We start from the raw sequence: 16206 nt of genomic DNA, 5'->3' as shown, positions 1-16206 counted from the left end.
GGGCCGGGGCCTGGCGTCCCCTGCGCCTCTTCGCCAGGCCCCGGGCGGACCGGTCGGGTCAGGTCTTGGTGAGCCGCCGGATCTCGGCGAGCGCCCGGTCGATCTCCTCCGGCTGGTTCACGATCCCGGTGCCCAGCCGGGGGTAGGGCACCTGGTACTGCGCGTTGGTGATCCGGACCTTCCGCTCCGCCAGCTTGCGGGTGACCTCGTGGTGGTCCATGCCGAGCACCTCGAAGCACGTGAGCCCGGACGACAGCTTCTCGGACAGCGGGGTGTGCAGGACGACGCCGGGCATGTCCGCCAGGCCCCGCCGCACCCGCCTGCCGAGTTCGTGGACGCGTGCCGCCACCCTCGCCCGGCCGATCCGCTGGTGGAACTCCACCGCGGCGGGCATCGCGAACACGTGCTCGAAGGCCAGGAACCCGCCGGGCACCAGGTCGTTGGCGATCGTCGGTTCGAGGGGGTCGCGGCGCAGGAAGCTGGGCACGACCGGCCGCAACTGCGCCCAGGCGTCCTCCTTGGCCCACACCAGACCGGTGCCCCGCGGCCCGAACATCCACTTGTGGGTGCCGGCCACGAAGAAGTCCGCGCCCAGGGCGGCCACGTCGGCGTCCTCCACGCCGAGCCCGTGCACGCCGTCCACCACGAGCAGGCACCGGTCCTGCTCGGCCCGCCCGGCGTTGGCGCTCGCGACCACCTCGGCCAGCAAGGGGATCGGCAGCTTCACGCCGGTGCTGGACTGCACCCACGTCACGCCGACCGCGCGGGTCCGCGGCCCGATCGCCGCGCGCAACCGGCTCGCCATCTCGTCCACCGAGACCGTCGCGGCGTTGTCGTAGAGCCGGCCGACCTTGACCACCGCGCCGTGCCGGGCCGCCGCCAGCCGCACCGAGTTCGAGTGCGCGAAGTGGTCGTGCTCCGAGACCCACATCTCCTGGCCGGGCTGCACGCGCATCCCCTGGTAGACCAGCGCCAGGCCGATCGTGGTGTTCGGCACCGCCGCGATCTCCTCCGGCCGGCCGCCGAGGTAGCCGGCCAGCGAGGCCCGGACCCGGGCCCACTGGTTGACCGACGCCTCGCCCCAGTACGCCTCCTGGACGTAGCTCGGCTCCGCGTCCAGCCTGCGACGCAGCCGCTCGATCTCGTCGCGCACGGGTTTGGGGTGGGACGACAGCAGGAACATGTTGAGGTGCACCCAGTCCGGGGAGAGCCGGAACTGGGCCCGCACCGCGGCCCAGTCGACCTTGCCCGCGCCGTCCACCAGGGACGGTTCGGGACGGGTGTCGAGTGGCGGTTCGGGACGGGTTTCGGCCGCGGCGCCGACCAGCGGCACAGCCGACACACCGGTGACGCGGCCGGCGTTGACCAGGAATCGGCGTCGGTTCAGCATAGGCATGTTGCGCCTCCTCTGGTGGTCCAGTCCAGCAAGCAACATCGTTGCGCGACAAGGGATCGGGCGGACAACGGCCCGAAAGGGCACCGCCTCGGGCAAGTCCCCGCGACGTGGCACGGCCGCGGCTGCGCCAACTCGCCCCGCCGCCGGAACCTTCGTTGTGGGCCAACGGGTTCGCGCCCGTTCGGAAGCAGTTCAGCCGCTGTCGCCGCACCGGAGCACGGCCTGGTCGGCGGCGGAACTCCTGGGCAGGCTGGCGCTGATCATGTCGGCGGCGCGTCGCACGGCCGCTGGAACCGCACCTGTTGTTGTTCTGGGTGGCCCCGCGCTGATCAGGCCGGCGGTGGGGGCGGGGTCCGGCGCTTGCCGGGCCCCGGACGGGCTTTGACGCTCTCGGGCGCGGGAACGGCGTCGCAGGTGGTGCAGCCGATCCGCTGGTGGACCCGCCCGCCGCAATCCTCGTGCTCGTAGACGATCGGCGGGCCGTCCGGCGCGGCCCAGCGGTCGCCCCACTCGGTGAGCGCGATGAGCGCGGGCTGCAACCCGAGCCCCTTCTCGGTGAGCCGGTACTCGCGGTGGTCGGTGTACATCAGGCCGGCGGCGACGAAGGTCTCCAGACGACTGGTCAGGACGTTGGGCGCGATCCCGAGGTCCCGCTGGAAGTCGGTGAACTTCGTGGTCCCCCGGAACATCGCGTTCCGCATGATCAGCAGGCTCCAGCGCTCGCCGACGATCTCCAGCGCCCGCGCGACCGAGCAGTTCTGGTTCTCGTAGGTCTTGCCGAGCACCGAACACTCCCTCCGTCACCTCGCTTGCGTCATGCTACGCCCGAACCAACGTTACTTGCATCACGCAAGTGGCCACTGCTAGCGTCATGCAAGTAACGCTCCGGAGTCACCGGAGCACGTCCGACGGCGGCGCGGGCCGCCCACCCGGGGGAGTCCACAGTGGATGAAGAGCACGAGCCGGCCGGCGCACCGCGCTGGGTGCTTGCGGTGACCGCCTTGGCGGGATTGATGGTCACCCTTGAAGCGCTGGTCATCACGACCGCGCTGAGCGCGATCCGCACCGCCCTGGACACCTCGATCGAGGAACTGGAGTGGACGGTCACCGCCTACGTGCTCACGTTCGCGGTGCTGCTGATGACCGCCGCCGCCCTGGGCGACCGGTTCGGGCGGCGGCGCGTCTTCATCGCGGGGCTGGCCTTGTTCGCGGCGGCGTCGGCGGCCTGCGCGCTGGCGCCGGACGTCGGCTGGCTGATCGCCGCCCGCGCCGTCCAAGGCGCCGGGGCCGCGCTGGTGATGCCCTTGGCGCTGGCGCTCCTCAGCGCCGCGTACCCACCGCCGCAGCGGGCCAGGGCACTGGGCGTCTTCACCGGCGTCACCGGCCTGGCGGTCGCCGTGGGCCCGCTGCTCGGCGGCGCGATCGTCACCGGCATCTCGTGGCCGTGGGTCTTCTGGATCAACCTGCCCGCCGCCGCGGTGCTGATCATCCTCGCCCGCACCCGGATCGGCGAGAGCTTCGGCTCCAGGACCACCATCGACGTCGTAGGCCTGCTGCTGGTGACCGGCGCCGCGCTCGGCATCGTCTGGGCGCTGGTGCGCGGCAACACCGTCGGGTGGGCCGCCGTCGAGATCGTGGCGGCGTCGACGGCCGGTGTGCTGCTGGCCGTCGCGTTCGTCCGGTGGGAACGCCGGGCGCCGGAGCCGATGCTGCCCATGGGGCTGTTCGCCTCGCGCGGGTTCGCGGCCGGCAACGCCGGAACCTTCTTCCTCTGGGGATCGGCCTTGGGCGCGTTGTTCTTCATGGCCCAGTTCCTGCAGACCGCGCTGGACTTCGGCCCGCTCGCGGCCGGCCTGGGGCTGATGCCCTGGGGAGCGACCACGTTCATCGTGCCGCAGATCGCCGGCGCGCTGATCGGCCGCTTCGGCGAGCGGGTCTTCATCGTGGCCGGCGCGGGGCTGCACGCGGTCGCGATGGCCTGGCTCGCCCTGGTCGCCGACCCCGGCCTGGCCTACTGGGAGATGATCGCGCCGCTCGTGCTGTCCGGCACGGGTGTCGCGATGGCCTCGCCCGCCACCCAGAGCGCCGCCCTCAGCTCGCTCGCCGCGCACTACCTGGGCAAGGCGTCGGGGGCGTACAGCACGATGCGCCAGCTCGGCGGGGTGTTCGGCGTCGCCGTCGTGGTGGCCGCGTTCGCGGGGATCGGCGGCTACGAGTCCCCGCACACGTTCGCGACCGGATTCGCCGCCGCGATGGCCGCCTGCGCGGTGCTGTCACTGGCCGGCGCGATCGCCGGGCTGGCCGCACGCGACCCGGCCGGCACCCGACCGGGCTCCGCTGAACCCCGGCACGGTGTCCGGAGCGCCTGACGACCGGAACCGGACCGCGCGCCGAGGGCTCGCGGTCCGGTCGAGTCGGGCCCGGTGTGCCGACCCGTCGGTGCGGCGGCTTCCCCGCCGCACCGACGCGATCAGCCTCCGGTGACTACCGCTGCACCGCGACGTGGACGTGGTCCCGGTGGCAGTCGGTCACACCGCTGCAGCTCTGGGGCCGCCCCGAAGTACTCCAGTTGGTGCGCGCGGAGTAGATCCGACCCTGCCAGATCACGTGGTCCAGCTTGTACTTCGCGTGGTTCTTCACCAGCCAGTTCTTCATCTTGTTGCCGTCGGCGAGGTTGTCGCCGGTGGCCTTCTTGCCGATCTTCCCGTAGACCAGGTCGCACGCCCGGCCCTCCGGGTGGTACGGGAGGCTGTCCTGTCGGTAACAGCCGATCGAGTCCCACTTGTACTTGCCGCTGGTCGACTTGGACAGCATCGCCTTGTACAGCTTGCACATCTTCGCCGTCAGGCGGGCCGGGCACGCCGCCGCGGCGTCCACCGCGTCCTCCTCGACCACGGCCTGCGCCCCGGCCGCCGGCTCGACCTGGGTCTGAGCGGATGCCGCGCCGACGCCCCCCACCATGAGAGCCGCGATGACCCCCATGATCATGACGATGTTTCGCAACACTGACATATCCCTTGATCCCCTCGTGGACGAACGTGGCCTTGATCGCGCCACGGGGAGAGGTTGACCGAGCGGTGTAGGGAGAAGCTCGAACGAATCTGGGACGCTTCCCCGCGCCGGGAAGATCGCGGGCGGCGACCGGCCCGCGGGCGGATTTTGACCGGTCAAGGTCGTTGTCAGGGCTGGACGACGGGGCCGGGGTGCGCGAGAGTCGAGGCGGTGATCGGGCACGCGGATCGCCTGACAACGTTGTCACCTGAGAGGGCCCTGCCGATGCCGCTCCGACGAGGCAACACACTCCTGCTGACCGCCGCGCTGCTCCTCTTCGGAGCGCCGGCGAACGCCGCGCCCGCCCCCGCGCCCACCGCGGAGGCCGCCGACGTGGACCCGACCACCCTGGTGAACCCGTTCGTGGGCACGCAGAACTTCGGCAACACGTTCCCCGGCGCAAGTATGCCGTTCGGCATGGTGCAGGTCAGCCCGGACACCGGCGGCCAGGGCGGCTACGACTACAAGCAACAGGAGATCCACGGCTTCAGCCAGACCCACCTGTCCGGCGTGGGCTGCGGCGTCGCGGGCGAACTGCCGGTGATGCCGACCACCGGGCCGGTGGACAACGTTGACATCACCGGCTACCGGTCGAAGTACTCGCACGACGACGAGGAGGCGCGGCCGGGCTACTACCGCGTCGGGCTGTCCCGGTACGGCGTGGACGCGGAGCTGACCGCCACGCCCAGGACCGGCTGGCAGCGCCACACCTTCCCGGCGGGCGCGCGGGCGAACGTCCTGCTCAACACCGGCCGGGCGAACCAGCAGGTGCTCGACTCCGAGGTGCACGTCGTCGGCGACCGGACCGTCGAAGGGCGGGTGCGGGCCGGGCGGTTCTGCGCCGGCCGCGACGAGCACACGGTGTACTTCACGGCCACGTTCGACCGGCCGTTCGCGAGCTTCGGCACGTGGCGCGGCACGACTCCCGCGCCGGGCGTGCCGGACGCGGCGGGCCACGGCGGCAACGGCGCGTGGGTGAGCTTCGACGCGACCACCGACCGGGACGTGGTGCTCAAGGTCGGCCTGTCGTACACCGGGCTCGAAGGCGCGCGGAAGAACCTCGCCGCGGAGACCGGCGACTCCCACGACTTCGACGCCACGAGGGCGAAAGCCCACCAGGCGTGGGTGGACCGGCTGAACTCGATCCGGATCGACGGCGGCGCGCCGGAGCGGCGGACCGCGTTCTACACCGCGCTCTACCACTCGCTGCTGCACCCGAACCTGGCCGGCGACGTGGACGGCCGCTACCCCGGGTTCGACGGGAAAACCCATACCGCGCAAGACTTCACGCCGTACCAGAACCTGTCGCTGTGGGACACCTACCGCCCGCAGAACCAACTGTTGGAGCTGCTGGAGCCGAAGGTGGCCCGGGACGTCGCGCTGTCGGTCGTCGCGAGCGGCCGGGACGGCGGGTGGCTGCCGCGCTGGGCGCTGGCCAACAGCGAGACCAACATCATGACCGGTGACCCGGTGACGCCGTTCCTGGTCGAAGCGTGGTCGAAGGGCCTGCTCGCCGGGTACGAGCGGGAGGCGTACGAACTGCTCAAGCGCAACGCCACCACGCTCCCGCCCGCCGACTCGCCGTACAACGGCCGTTCCGGCGTGGAGTTCTACCGCGACCGCGGGTACCTCCCGTCCGGCCTGAAGCTCGGCGTCGACTGCGCGCACAAGGGCGGCGACAACGACTGCGTCCACCCGGCGTCGGCCACGCTGGAGTACGCGGCGGCGGACGCGGCGCTCGCGATCATGGCCCGCGGCCTGGGCCGGCACGAGGACGCCCGCGTGTTCGCCGACCGCGGGCAGTGGTACCTCAACCTGTGGGACGCCTCGACCGGCCACTTCCGCCCCCGCACGGCCGAGGGCACCTGGGTGACGCCGTACAACCCCCTCGACGCGGGCCACCAGTTCCACGAGGGCGGCGCGTTCCAGTACCAGTGGCTGGTGCCGCAGGACCCGGACGGGCTCGTCCGGCTGATGGGCGGGCGGCGGGCGACCGAGCAGCGGCTCGACGCGTTCTTCGCCTACGACAAGCTGCTCGCCGACCCCGCCGGCACCGTGCGCGAAGACTGGATCACCCAGCCTTACGACTACTACGGCAAGCCGACGTACAACCCGAACAACGAACCCGACCTGCTCGCGCCGTACTTCTACCTGTCCACGGGCACGCCCGCGAAGACCGCGACCGTGGTGCGGGCGGCGATGACGCTGTTCACCACCGGCCCGGACGGCATGACCGGCAACGACGACCTGGGCACGATGTCGGCCTGGTACGTGTTCTCGTCGCTGGGCCTGTACCCGACGATGAGCGGCGGCGACTTCCTGGCGCTGTCCAGCCCCCAGTTCCCGACCGCGACCGTCCGGACCGGACAGCGCACGCTGACCATCTCCGCGCCGGGCGCCAGTGACACCAACCGGTACGTGCGGCAGGTGTCGCTCAACGGCCGGGACGTGCGGAAGACGTGGCTGGACTGGGACACCGTCGTCCGCGGCGGCACGCTGGCGCACCGGCTCGGCACGACGCCCTCGTCCTGGGGCACCGAGCCCGGCGCGCAGCCGCCGTCGGTCAACCGCGCGCAGGCCGACGGGCGGCGGCACGTCGACGCGTCGCTGCGGCCGTCCGCGGCGGTCGTGCCGACGGCCGACGCCCCGCAGACCGTGGCGCTGACGCTGGACGTGCTCGCGCAGGCGCCGGGCGCGGTGCCGGTCCACGTGTCGGCGAGCGGGCCGGCCGGCTGGTCGGTCCGGACTCCGCGGCTGCTGGTGGTCGAGTCGGGCAAGCTGCCGACCCAACGCTCGGCCCAGGTCGTGGTGACGGTGCCCGCCGGCACGCCGATCGGCCGCTATCCGGTCCGGGTCACCGTGGACGGGCCGAACACCGTCGCCCGGGAGGCGGTCGTGGAGGTGCGGCAGGCGGCGACGTGCGCGGTGGTGGACGGGCAGTGCGCGGTGGACCTGACGCGGGAACTGAACCACGACGGCACGGCGACGGTCGGGGCGTCCGGTCAAGGCGACTTCGACGGCCAGGGCTGGAGCTACGACGCCGCCTTGCTGCCCGCCGCGGGCCCGGTGTCGTGGGGCGGCGTGACCTACCAGGCCCCGGACGCGACCGGGACGTCCGCGAACTTCGTGGAAGCACGCGGCCAGGCGATGCTGCTGCCCGCCGGGCAGTACCGCGCCCTGCGGCTGGTGGCGGCGTCGCACAACGGCCCCGTGACCGCGGGGGTGACCGTCCGGTACGCCGACGGCAGCACCGCCGAGGCGCCGATGACGGTCGGCGACTGGGCGGGCTCCGGCGGCGCGGTGGTCCTGGACATGCCGCACCGGATCAAGGCGGGGCAGGGCGTGGACGGCCCGCCGGTGCGCCTGTTCGGCCCTTCTCTTCCGCTCGACCCGGCGAAGGTCGTGCACTCGGTGACGCTGCCCGACGACCCGCGGGTGGAGGTGTACGCGATCACGCTGGTCTAGGTTCGGGTCGCGTAGTCGCCCAGCGCCGGTTCGAGCAGGTCGAAGACGCGGTGTGCGGCCCGGGTGACGGCGGTGGCGATGTCGGCGTTGTCGTGCCCGTCGACGGTCAGCCGCAGCACCTCCCCGAACAGCAACCGGTGCGCGCCTCCCAGTTGGGTGGCGACCGCCCGGGGCGTGATGTCGTCGGGCTCGGCGGCGGTCTCGGCGGCGAGGGTGGCGGCGAGGGCTTCCTCGCGGACCTCGTGCAGTTCCCTCAGGCGGGACGTGAGGGTGGGGCTCTCGACGATCATCCGGGCGAACGGCCGGCCGGAGAAGCCGATCACCGGGTCGTGCCGGGCCGCCGCCGCCAGGAACGCCGTGCGCAGCGCGGCCAGCGCAGACTCGCCGGCGGCGCGTGCGGCGACCGTGCGCGCGAGCCCGGCGGTGAACTCCTCGTGCTGGTCGAGGGCCAGGTCCTCCTTGCGCGCGAAGTAGTTGGTGACGGTCTTCTTCGCCACCCGCGCCGCCTCCGCGATGTCGGTGATCGTCGTCTCCTCGAAGCCCCGCTCGATGAACAGCCGGGTGGCGTGGTCGGAGATCACCTGACGGGTCTCCTGCTTCTTCTGTTCCCGCAGGCCAAGGTTTGCGCTGGTCATGACCCCAAGCCTGACAGATTCTTACGTCGGGGGCAAACTTCTGCTTGACGTTAGATACTACGAATATATAATTACCCTCGTAGCAAGCAACCCAAGGAGACACCTTGCGACGAGAGCACCGAGGCCGCCGGCCGATCCGGATCAACCACCAGCCGTTCACCGGCAGGCAGCAGACCACCAGGCCGACGCGGGCCACCAACGTGCCGCGCCGCCGCTCGTACTGACCCACACCCCCACACCGAGGAGAACCGCTTGATCACGAAGTCCACGCTGTCGCTGACCGTGACGACGTCGCGGGGTCCAGCGACTTCTTCCGAGGAACCGTGGGGTGAGCGCCTGTTCCAGGTGACCGCCCCGAACGGCGTCGTCGTCCAGTTGGTCGAGTGGGCCCGGTTGTGAGCCCGGGTCGCGTTCCATGGTGGGCGGGTGCCGACACCACCGCACCCGCCCACCATGGAACGCGACCCGAACAGTTGCCGATGGCGATGGAATGGGGAAGTCGTGGAGTTCCAGGACGTGGTGCGGCGCCGGCGGATGGTGCGCCGGTTCACCGACGAGCCGGTGTCCGACGAGAGCGTGCGGCGGATCATGCGCAACGCGATGCGCGGTCCGTCCGCCGGATACTCGCAGGGTCAGGCGTTCCTCGTGCTGCGCGGGGAGGAAGTGGCGCGGTTCCACGAGCTGATCACGCTGTTGACGTTGCCGACGGTGCGGTCCGCGCCGGTGGTGGTGATCCCGTTCGCGGTGAAGGACGCCTACCTCGACCGGTACGCCGAGGACGACAAGGGGTGGACCGACCGCTCGGAAGACCACTGGCCGGTCCCGTTCTGGTACGTCGACACCGGCATGGCCGTTCTGCTCGCGCTGCAGACCGCGGTGGACGAAGGGCTCGGCGCGGTGTACTTCGGCCTCGCCGCCGCCGACTTCGACAAGGTCCGCGCCGAGTTCGGCGTGCCCGCCGACCACGAGCCGATCGGCGCGATCGCGATCGGGCACGACGCCGACGCACCCATCTCGGCGGAGGCGTCACCCCGCACGCGCAAGCGCCGCCCGTTCGACGAGGTGGTCCGCTTCGGGCGGTGGTGAGCCCGGCCGCGGGAACGCCTTCGCACGATGCGGTTCCGCCGCCCCGGAGGGCCGCTGTGGAGTTCGGCCCGAACGCCGTCGGTCGGAAAACTCCCGTGCAGCAGGGGACGCAAGGGCAATCGAGGTACCCGAACGATGCCCTCCAGCTCCTGTGCACTGGAATCCGGTGTGGATAGACATGACACTGCTGCTGTCCGCCCACCCGGTCCCGTCGAGCGCGGTCCCGTCGAGCACAGGATGAGGATGCACTGCCAGGAGAAGCCGGAACACCACCGCCCTCCACCCCGACCGCGTCACACGGCGGGGTCGGACGGCGACGCCCACGCGGCCGGACCGGGGACCGCACGTCCTGAGCACCTGTCACCCGCCGTGCTGTTGGCGCTGCAACGCAGTGTCGGCAACGCCGCGGTGACCGGACTGCTGGCCTCCCGGAGCGAAGCGGCCGGCGCCCACGGGCACCCCGTCCAGCGGTCGGCGGTGCACGAGGTGTTGCGCTCGACGGGACGGCCCCTGGACGAGCCGGTCCGGGGCGACATGGAGTCGCGGCTGGGCGCGGACTTCTCCGACGTGCGGCTGCACACCGGCCCGGTGGCGCAGCGGTCGGCCGCCGAGATCGGCGCGAGGGCCTACACCTCGGGCAACCACGTGGTGCTCGGCGAGGGCGGCGGGGACCAGCACACGCTCGCCCACGAGCTGGTCCACGTGATCCAGCAACGGCACGGGCCGGTGGCGGGCGCCGACACCGGGACGGGGTTGAGCCTGTCCGACCCCGGCGACCGGTTCGAGCGCGCGGCCGAGGAGACCGCGACCAGGGCACTGGCCGGGCCGACGACGGCCGGGCACGGGCACTCCCCCGACGTCCAGCGGGCCGTCGGGCCGGGTCACGCCGTGCAGCGCGTGGCAAGCGGCCCGGCGGGCGGCGTGCCGGTGCAGCGGGCCGACGGCGACGGCAACGGTCCGCAGAGTCACCGGTTCAGCGGCGACCCGGTGCTGGCGGCCGTCCACGCCGGCCAACGCTTCCTGGAACGGGACGATTTCGGCATCCCGGTCACGATCCTCCAGCAGGCACTCGCCGACCTGGGGCTCCCCGTCACGGTCGACGGCTATTACGGGCCGGCGACGGGAGAGGCCGTGGAGCGGTTCCAGGACGAAGTGCACTTGTTCGCCACCGGTGAACTGGACGGGGTCACCATGCGGTCCCTCGACCAGCACTTCCTCACCCACGGTCCGGAACGGGCGATCGCGACCGATCCGAACCGGGGTCTCGCCCAGGGCACCCGGACCCTCGATGACGACGAACAGGGTGCGCTGCGCGGCGCCCTGAGCACCGAGCAGGTTCAGGAGAGCGGGGAGCCCCCTTCGTTCAGCCGGTACGTCGACTCGGACCCGCGCCCGTACGAGGAACGCATTCGCGACGCACTCCACCGGGACATCGACTTCGAGTACGACAAGGCCGTCGCCCAGCGACCGGAGCGCACCGAGGCCAACCTCATGGGCGCGCCCGAGATCGACCGAGTGGCGGACGCGGCCACCCAAGCCACGGACAACGTCTTCGGCCGGTACCGGACCGGTCCGGTGATGAGGTACGGGCTCAACATCAAGGACCAGTTCGAGGTGCGCTCCGCGAAGATCGCGGCGTCGAACCGGGGCGCGGCCGTCGCGGTCCTGTCGCGAGTCCAGAAACTGCTGCACACCGGTGCACGCGTGAAACAGATCGACGCCGAGCACGGAGCGGTGCAGTGGCGTGAAACCGAGCAAGGGCTGATCCGCCCGATCCGGCAGGAGGTCGTCAGGGAACGGCGGGACGAGCTGCTGGACATCCATCGCAACTGGCCCGGCTCGGCGTCCGGCGGGGAGATCAACCTCCAGCGGTACCGGGGACCGGACGACGAAGCCAACCGGAAGATCCTCTACCGGCTGTTCGCCATGATGATCCACGAGTACATCCACACCCTCGAACACCCCGACCACGCGGAGTTCCGCAACCGGCAACCGGAACAGCGCGGCGGAGTCGTGCTCCGCGAGGGCATGACGGACTTCTTCGCGAAGATGGTGTGGGACGGACTGGACTTCACCGAGGCCCTGCGCCGGAGGATCGAGGGCGACGACCTCTTCGACTCCCCCGGTGCGGCCGACTACGAGATACCGAAGCCCATTCGCTACGTCGAGTGGGAGAACGCCGCACGGGCGATCGGGATCATCGGGGTGCGCAATGCCATGGCGGCCTTCTTCCTCGGCCAGACCCACCTCATCCAAATGCCCGAAACGACCTGACCAGAACGCGAGGTGACATGGTGACAAGCACAGCGGAACCGGGGATCTGGCAGCACGTCGACACCGGGGACTTCACCGGCTGGCCGGGGCTGCCCGCCGACGCCGACTACGCGGAGTTCGACGCCCGCTTCCCCCGGCTGGTCGACGGCGAGGCCAGGGGCATGCTCGGCAGCTCCTTCGAACTGGCCTACTACACCGTGCACGTGGCGCAGCGCTACCCGCAGCACCTGAAGGCGTGGCGCCAGGACACCCGGCTCGTGCTGGTGGAGGCGACGCTGCCGAACCTGGCGACGTCGCCGGCCGACCTGACCGCGGCGCTGGGCGAGCCGGCGACGCGGCTGAACTACCACTGGGACGTCCTCACAGTCCCGGAAGGAGCGCACGTCTACCCGGACCGGGGAATCACGGTGTGCATCGGGCCGGAGGGGCAGGTGCTCCGGCTGTCCCTCTTCACGCCTTGCGAGCTCGACAGCTACCTGCGCACCCGACACCACGAGAGCCGGCTGATCGAGCAGGAGTGGTAGCCGGCGTGCACGGAGTGACCACCAGGGCTGCCCGCCGGCCGGTGACCACGCCAGCCGGTCAACTACGCCGACTGCCCGCCGGCCGGTGACTACGCGGGCTGTTCGCCGGCCGGTGACTACGCGGGCTTTCCGCCGGCCGGTGACTACGCGGGCTTCCCGCCGGCCCGCCACTCCGGCGCGAGCACCGACCAGACCTCCATGTCGTACCGCTCGCCCCGGTGCGGGAAGGACTCCCGCAGCACGCCTTCCCGGGTCATCCCGAGCCGCCGCGCCACGGCGATGCTGGCCTGGTTCCCCGTGGCGACCAACCACTCCACCCGGTGGATACCGCGCTCCTCGACAGCCCAGTCGATGATCACCCGCGCGGCCCGCGTCGCCAGCCCGCGGCCCGCCGCCGCGGGCTCCAGCCAGCAGCCCGCCTCGGCGGTGCCCAGCCGCACGTCCATGGTCCGGAACAGCACGCCGCCGGACAGCACACCGTCCACCCAGGTCCCGAAGATCCGCCCGGTGTCCGCCGCGGCCTTCTCCGCGTACCCCTGGAGGTACGCGCGGCTCGACGCCAGATCCGTGACCACGTCCGCCAACCCGACGTACCGCCCGACGAACTCCCGTCCCCGGTCCATGTGCGCCAGGAACTCTTCGGCCAGCCACGGTTCGAGCGGGCGCAGTTCCGCACCGTCGCCAAGGGGGATCGAGAACATTGCGACCTTCCGGGGTAGAGGACTAGGGCGGACCAGCGGGGATTCCGGTGCCGTCACGCCGACGACGGCACCGGATGCCGGCGGATCGGGTAGCCGATCCGGACGATGTCGTCGGCGACAGCGGTCAAGGTGGTGGCGGCGTTGAGCGTCGTCACGACGTCGGCCGTCAACGGGTGTCCGGCATAGACGTGGCGCACGGCGTCGAGGTCGACGGGCTTCTCGTAGTAGTCCTGCGCCCACTCCTGGAACGCCTCCGGCGTGCCGTCCGTCAGCAGCCCGAACAACCAGTCGGCGCCGTCCTGGTCACCGCCGGGGAAGACGATGTCCCCATGCCGCCACGCGTCGTCCGCGTGCTCCCGCCACAGGCACACCGTGGCGTAGGGAGTGCCGAACTCGTCGGAGAACGCAGGCTCCTCCACGCACGCCCGGAACGCGTCGGGCACGGAGTCGAGCACACCGGGCCACGGCTCGCCGTCGTCGGTGGCGTACGGACTCATCGGCGACTCGTGGTCGAAGCCGCGCACGTACGCGCCGGCGGCGGTGAAGACGATCGAGTACTCGTTGCCCGCACCGTCCCGCTTGGACGCCAACTGCTCATCGTGCGCCCACTCGGCATCGTAGAGGTGGTGCCGGTCCTCGCTGTCGGGGTCGAGCACGACGTCCAGGACCGCGAGTGAGCGGCACAAGCCGCGCAGCTCCGGAATTGCCGGTAGGCGAAGGGCGACATCGTATGCGGTCACCCGGACATCCAAGCCGGAACCCGTCGAACGCTCTCCGCCACCCCCGACCCCGCCCCTTCCCGAGCCCGCCCCTTCCCGCCCCTTCCCGATCCCGCCCCGCCCCGAGCCCGCCCCGCGCCCTTCCCCGCGCCCTTCCCCGCGCCGAATCCCTTCCCGCGCCAAGCCGGTCCAGACTCACCGCCCGGTCGCCTCTCGAACCGACACCGCCCCTCGGCCGATCCCCTCGGCGCTATCCGCAGACCGCACCGTTCGAGGCCGAGCCGACGAGCTTGGCGTACTTGGCCAGCACCCCGCGCGGGAACCGGGTGGGCAGCGGCGACCAGCCCTCGCGGCGCGCGGCCAGTTCGGCGGCGGGCACGTCGACGTCCAGCGTGCCGGCCACCACGTCGAGCGTGATCGGGTCGCCGTCGCGCACGAAGGCGATCGGCCCGCCGTCCGCCGCTTCCGGCGCGACGTGGCCGACGCACAGGCCGGTCGTGCCACCGGAGAACCGGCCGTCGGTGAGCAGCAGGACGTCCTTGCCCAGCCCCGCGCCCTTGATCGCCGCGGTGATGGCGAGCATCTCGCGCATCCCCGGCCCACCCTTGGGGCCCTCGTAGCGGATGACCACGACGTCGCCCGCGGTGATCGTGCCGTCCTCCAGGGCGTCCATCGCGGCGCGCTCGCGGTCGAAGACCCGGGCGGTGCCGGTGAACACCTCCGAATCGAACCCGGCCGACTTCACGACGGCACCGTCCGGCGCCAGGGAACCACGCAGGATCGTGATGCCACCGGTGCGGTGGATCGGCGAGGCCACCGCGCGCAGCACCGTGCCGTCGGGGTCAGGTGGCGCGATGTCGGCCAGGTTCTCGGCGACCGTGCGCCCGGTGACGGTCAGGCAGTCGCCGTGCAGCAGGTCCGCGTCCAGCAGCGCCTTCATCACCACCGGCACCCCGCCGATGCGGTCGACGTCGGTCATCACGTGCCGCCCGAACGGCTTCACGTCGGCCAGGTGCGGCACCTTCGCGCCGATCCGCGTGAAATCGTCCAGGCTCAGCTCCACCTCCGCCTCGTGCGCGATGGCGAGCAGGTGCAGCACCGCGTTCGTGGAGCCGCCGAGCGCCATCACGACGGCGATCGCGTTCTCGAACGCCTCCCGCGTCATGATCCGCCGGGCGGTGATCCCCTTGCGCAGCATGTCGACCACGGCCTGGCCGGACCGCCGGGCGAACCCGTCACGCCGCCGGTCCGTCGCGGGCGGAGACGCGCTGCCGGGCAGCGACATGCCCAGCGCCTCGGCCGCGCCGGCCATCGTGTTCGCCGTGTACATCCCGCCGCAGGCGCCTTCGCCGGGACAGATGGCGCGCTCGATCAGGTCGACGTCAGCACGGCTCAGCAGCCCCCTGGCACACGCGCCGACCGCCTCGAAGGCGTCGATGATCGTGACCTCGCGGTCGATGCCGTCGGACAACGTCACCCGACCGGGCAGGATCGAGCCCGCGTAGAGGAACACGCTCGCCAGGTCGAGCCGGGCAGCCGCCATCAACATCCCGGGCAGCGACTTGTCACAACCCGCCAACAGCACCGAGCCGTCCAGCCGCTCGGCCTGCATGACGGTCTCCACGCTGTCCGCGATCACCTCACGCGACACCAACGAGAAGTGCATGCCCACGTGGCCCATCGAGATACCGTCCGACACGGAGATCGTGCCGAACTCCAACGGATAGCCACCGGCCGCGTGCACACCGTCCTTGCCGGCCTTCGCCAGCCGATCCAACGACAGGTTGCACGGCGTGATCTCGTTCCACGACGAGGCGACACCGATCTGAGGCTTCTCCCAGTCACCGTCCCCCATACCCACCGCCCGAAGCATCCCACGCGCGGCGGCACGCTCCAGGCCATCGGTGACGTCACGACTACGCGGCTTGATGTCCGGGGTCTCGTCCATGGACGAAACCTAACGCCCCAGAGGGCCAGACCGCCGAACCGGGCGGACGCGACCGACCGACACACCGACTCGAACCCTGCACGAGCACACCGACTCAAGGCTTGCGCGAGCACACAAAGGGGCCTCGTGTTCTCCCCGTATGGCCTGCCCGCAGGGCTACCGCGCTTGTCCAGGGAGCGCAAGCACGCTTTTCGCTTGCGCTCCCTGGACAAGGGTGGTGGTCTTTGACAGGTCATACGGGGAGAACACGACGCCTTGCCCTTCCTCCCCGGAGGCCTGCCCAGCGGCGAGCGTCGCTTTTAATCTCTTAGACGAAAAGCTAAAAGAGTCCTCGCCGGACAGGCAGGCCGCCAAGGATGTACACAAAAGCAAGACTCGGGCGTCGTGCCATCACCGCATGACCTGGT

13 protein-coding genes are annotated in these 16206 nt (G+C 71.4%); 6 read left to right on the top strand and 7 right to left on the bottom strand.

Annotation, left to right across the window (positions count from 1 at the left end):
• Positions 1 to 58 precede the first annotated feature (58 nt).
• Together ACQPZF_RS12690 and ACQPZF_RS12685 are read right to left on the bottom strand one after the other, a co-directional pair.
• Positions 59 to 1396, bottom strand: coding sequence for an aminotransferase class V-fold PLP-dependent enzyme (locus ACQPZF_RS12690; RefSeq protein ID WP_433271553.1), 1338 nt, complete (start codon positions 1394 to 1396; stop codon positions 59 to 61).
• Between the two features lie 329 nt (positions 1397 to 1725).
• Positions 1726 to 2181 carry a winged helix-turn-helix transcriptional regulator gene (locus ACQPZF_RS12685; RefSeq protein ID WP_433271551.1) on the bottom strand — a complete coding sequence of 152 codons (456 nt, stop codon included), beginning with the start codon at positions 2179 to 2181 and terminating at the stop codon, positions 1726 to 1728.
• A 159-nt stretch (positions 2182 to 2340) separates the two neighbouring features.
• Between ACQPZF_RS12685 and ACQPZF_RS12680 the strand changes: the two genes are divergently transcribed.
• On the top strand, positions 2341 to 3765 hold the full coding sequence (locus tag ACQPZF_RS12680; protein WP_433271549.1) for an MFS transporter: 1425 nt from the start codon (positions 2341 to 2343) through the stop codon (positions 3763 to 3765).
• Between the two features lie 115 nt (positions 3766 to 3880).
• On the opposite strand, the gene ACQPZF_RS12675 is transcribed toward ACQPZF_RS12680, so the two are convergent.
• Complete coding sequence (locus ACQPZF_RS12675) at positions 3881 to 4408, bottom strand: hypothetical protein (RefSeq protein ID WP_433271546.1); 528 nt, start codon at positions 4406 to 4408, stop codon at positions 3881 to 3883.
• Positions 4409 to 4672: 264 nt separating this feature from the next.
• On the opposite strand from ACQPZF_RS12675, the gene ACQPZF_RS12670 reads away from it, so the two are divergent.
• Positions 4673 to 7912: a GH92 family glycosyl hydrolase gene (locus ACQPZF_RS12670; RefSeq protein WP_433271544.1), complete on the top strand. Its 3240-nt coding sequence runs from the start codon at positions 4673 to 4675 to the stop codon at positions 7910 to 7912.
• On the opposite strand, the gene ACQPZF_RS12665 is transcribed toward ACQPZF_RS12670, so the two are convergent.
• Positions 7909 to 8547, bottom strand: coding sequence for a TetR/AcrR family transcriptional regulator (locus ACQPZF_RS12665; protein ID WP_433271542.1), 639 nt, complete (start codon positions 8545 to 8547; stop codon positions 7909 to 7911). The genes ACQPZF_RS12670 and ACQPZF_RS12665 overlap by 4 nt on opposite strands.
• 252 nt (positions 8548 to 8799) lie before the next feature.
• Here ACQPZF_RS12665 and ACQPZF_RS12660 point away from each other — a divergent pair, with 252 nt between their 5' ends.
• From ACQPZF_RS12660 to ACQPZF_RS12645, 4 genes are all read left to right on the top strand, one after another.
• Entirely contained in the window at positions 8800 to 8946 is a 147-nt protein-coding gene (locus ACQPZF_RS12660; RefSeq protein ID WP_433271540.1) for a hypothetical protein, read from the top strand.
• Between the two features lie 102 nt (positions 8947 to 9048).
• Positions 9049 to 9633, top strand: coding sequence for a nitroreductase family protein (locus tag ACQPZF_RS12655; protein ID WP_433271538.1), 585 nt, complete (start codon positions 9049 to 9051; stop codon positions 9631 to 9633).
• Positions 9634 to 9870: 237 nt separating this feature from the next.
• A complete protein-coding gene (locus tag ACQPZF_RS12650; RefSeq protein WP_433271536.1) occupies positions 9871 to 11907 on the top strand; it encodes an eCIS core domain-containing protein in 2037 nt (678 codons plus the stop codon).
• Between the two features lie 20 nt (positions 11908 to 11927).
• Positions 11928 to 12431 (top strand): hypothetical protein, encoded by a 504-nt coding sequence (locus ACQPZF_RS12645; RefSeq protein ID WP_433271533.1) that lies wholly within the window; start codon positions 11928 to 11930, stop codon positions 12429 to 12431.
• A gap of 143 nt (positions 12432 to 12574) precedes the next feature.
• Here ACQPZF_RS12645 and ACQPZF_RS12640 read toward each other — a convergent pair whose 3' ends face one another.
• From ACQPZF_RS12640 to ilvD, 3 genes are all read right to left on the bottom strand, one after another.
• Positions 12575 to 13132, bottom strand: a complete 558-nt coding sequence (locus ACQPZF_RS12640) for a GNAT family N-acetyltransferase (protein ID WP_433271531.1) — start codon at positions 13130 to 13132, stop codon at positions 12575 to 12577.
• Positions 13133 to 13185: 53 nt separating this feature from the next.
• Positions 13186 to 13872 (bottom strand): hypothetical protein, encoded by a 687-nt coding sequence (locus ACQPZF_RS12635; protein WP_433271529.1) that lies wholly within the window; start codon positions 13870 to 13872, stop codon positions 13186 to 13188.
• Positions 13873 to 14101: 229 nt separating this feature from the next.
• Positions 14102 to 15799: a dihydroxy-acid dehydratase gene (gene ilvD / locus ACQPZF_RS12630; protein WP_433271527.1), complete on the bottom strand. Its 1698-nt coding sequence runs from the start codon at positions 15797 to 15799 to the stop codon at positions 14102 to 14104.
• Between the last annotated feature and the right edge of the window lie 407 nt (positions 15800 to 16206).

Source organism: Actinosynnema sp. CS-041913 (genome assembly GCF_050942485.1).
Classification (GTDB): domain Bacteria; phylum Actinomycetota; class Actinomycetes; order Mycobacteriales; family Pseudonocardiaceae; genus Actinosynnema.
The sequence above is the reverse complement of the archived record's forward strand: the minus strand, read 5'-3'. Positions and strand labels throughout refer to the sequence as shown.

Coding starts and splice junctions, on each gene's coding strand:
- ACQPZF_RS12690 (WP_433271553.1), bottom strand. CDS start 1,396: ATGCCTATGCTGAACCGACGCCGATTCCTGGTCAACGCCGGCCGCGTC.
- ACQPZF_RS12675 (WP_433271546.1), bottom strand. CDS start 4,408: ATGTCAGTGTTGCGAAACATCGTCATGATCATGGGGGTCATCGCGGCT.
- ACQPZF_RS12670 (WP_433271544.1), top strand. CDS start 4,673: ATGCCGCTCCGACGAGGCAACACACTCCTGCTGACCGCCGCGCTGCTC.
- ACQPZF_RS12665 (WP_433271542.1), bottom strand. CDS start 8,547: ATGACCAGCGCAAACCTTGGCCTGCGGGAACAGAAGAAGCAGGAGACC.
- ACQPZF_RS12650 (WP_433271536.1), top strand. CDS start 9,871: ATGAGGATGCACTGCCAGGAGAAGCCGGAACACCACCGCCCTCCACCC.
- ACQPZF_RS12640 (WP_433271531.1), bottom strand. CDS start 13,132: ATGTTCTCGATCCCCCTTGGCGACGGTGCGGAACTGCGCCCGCTCGAA.
- ilvD (WP_433271527.1), bottom strand. CDS start 15,799: ATGGACGAGACCCCGGACATCAAGCCGCGTAGTCGTGACGTCACCGAT.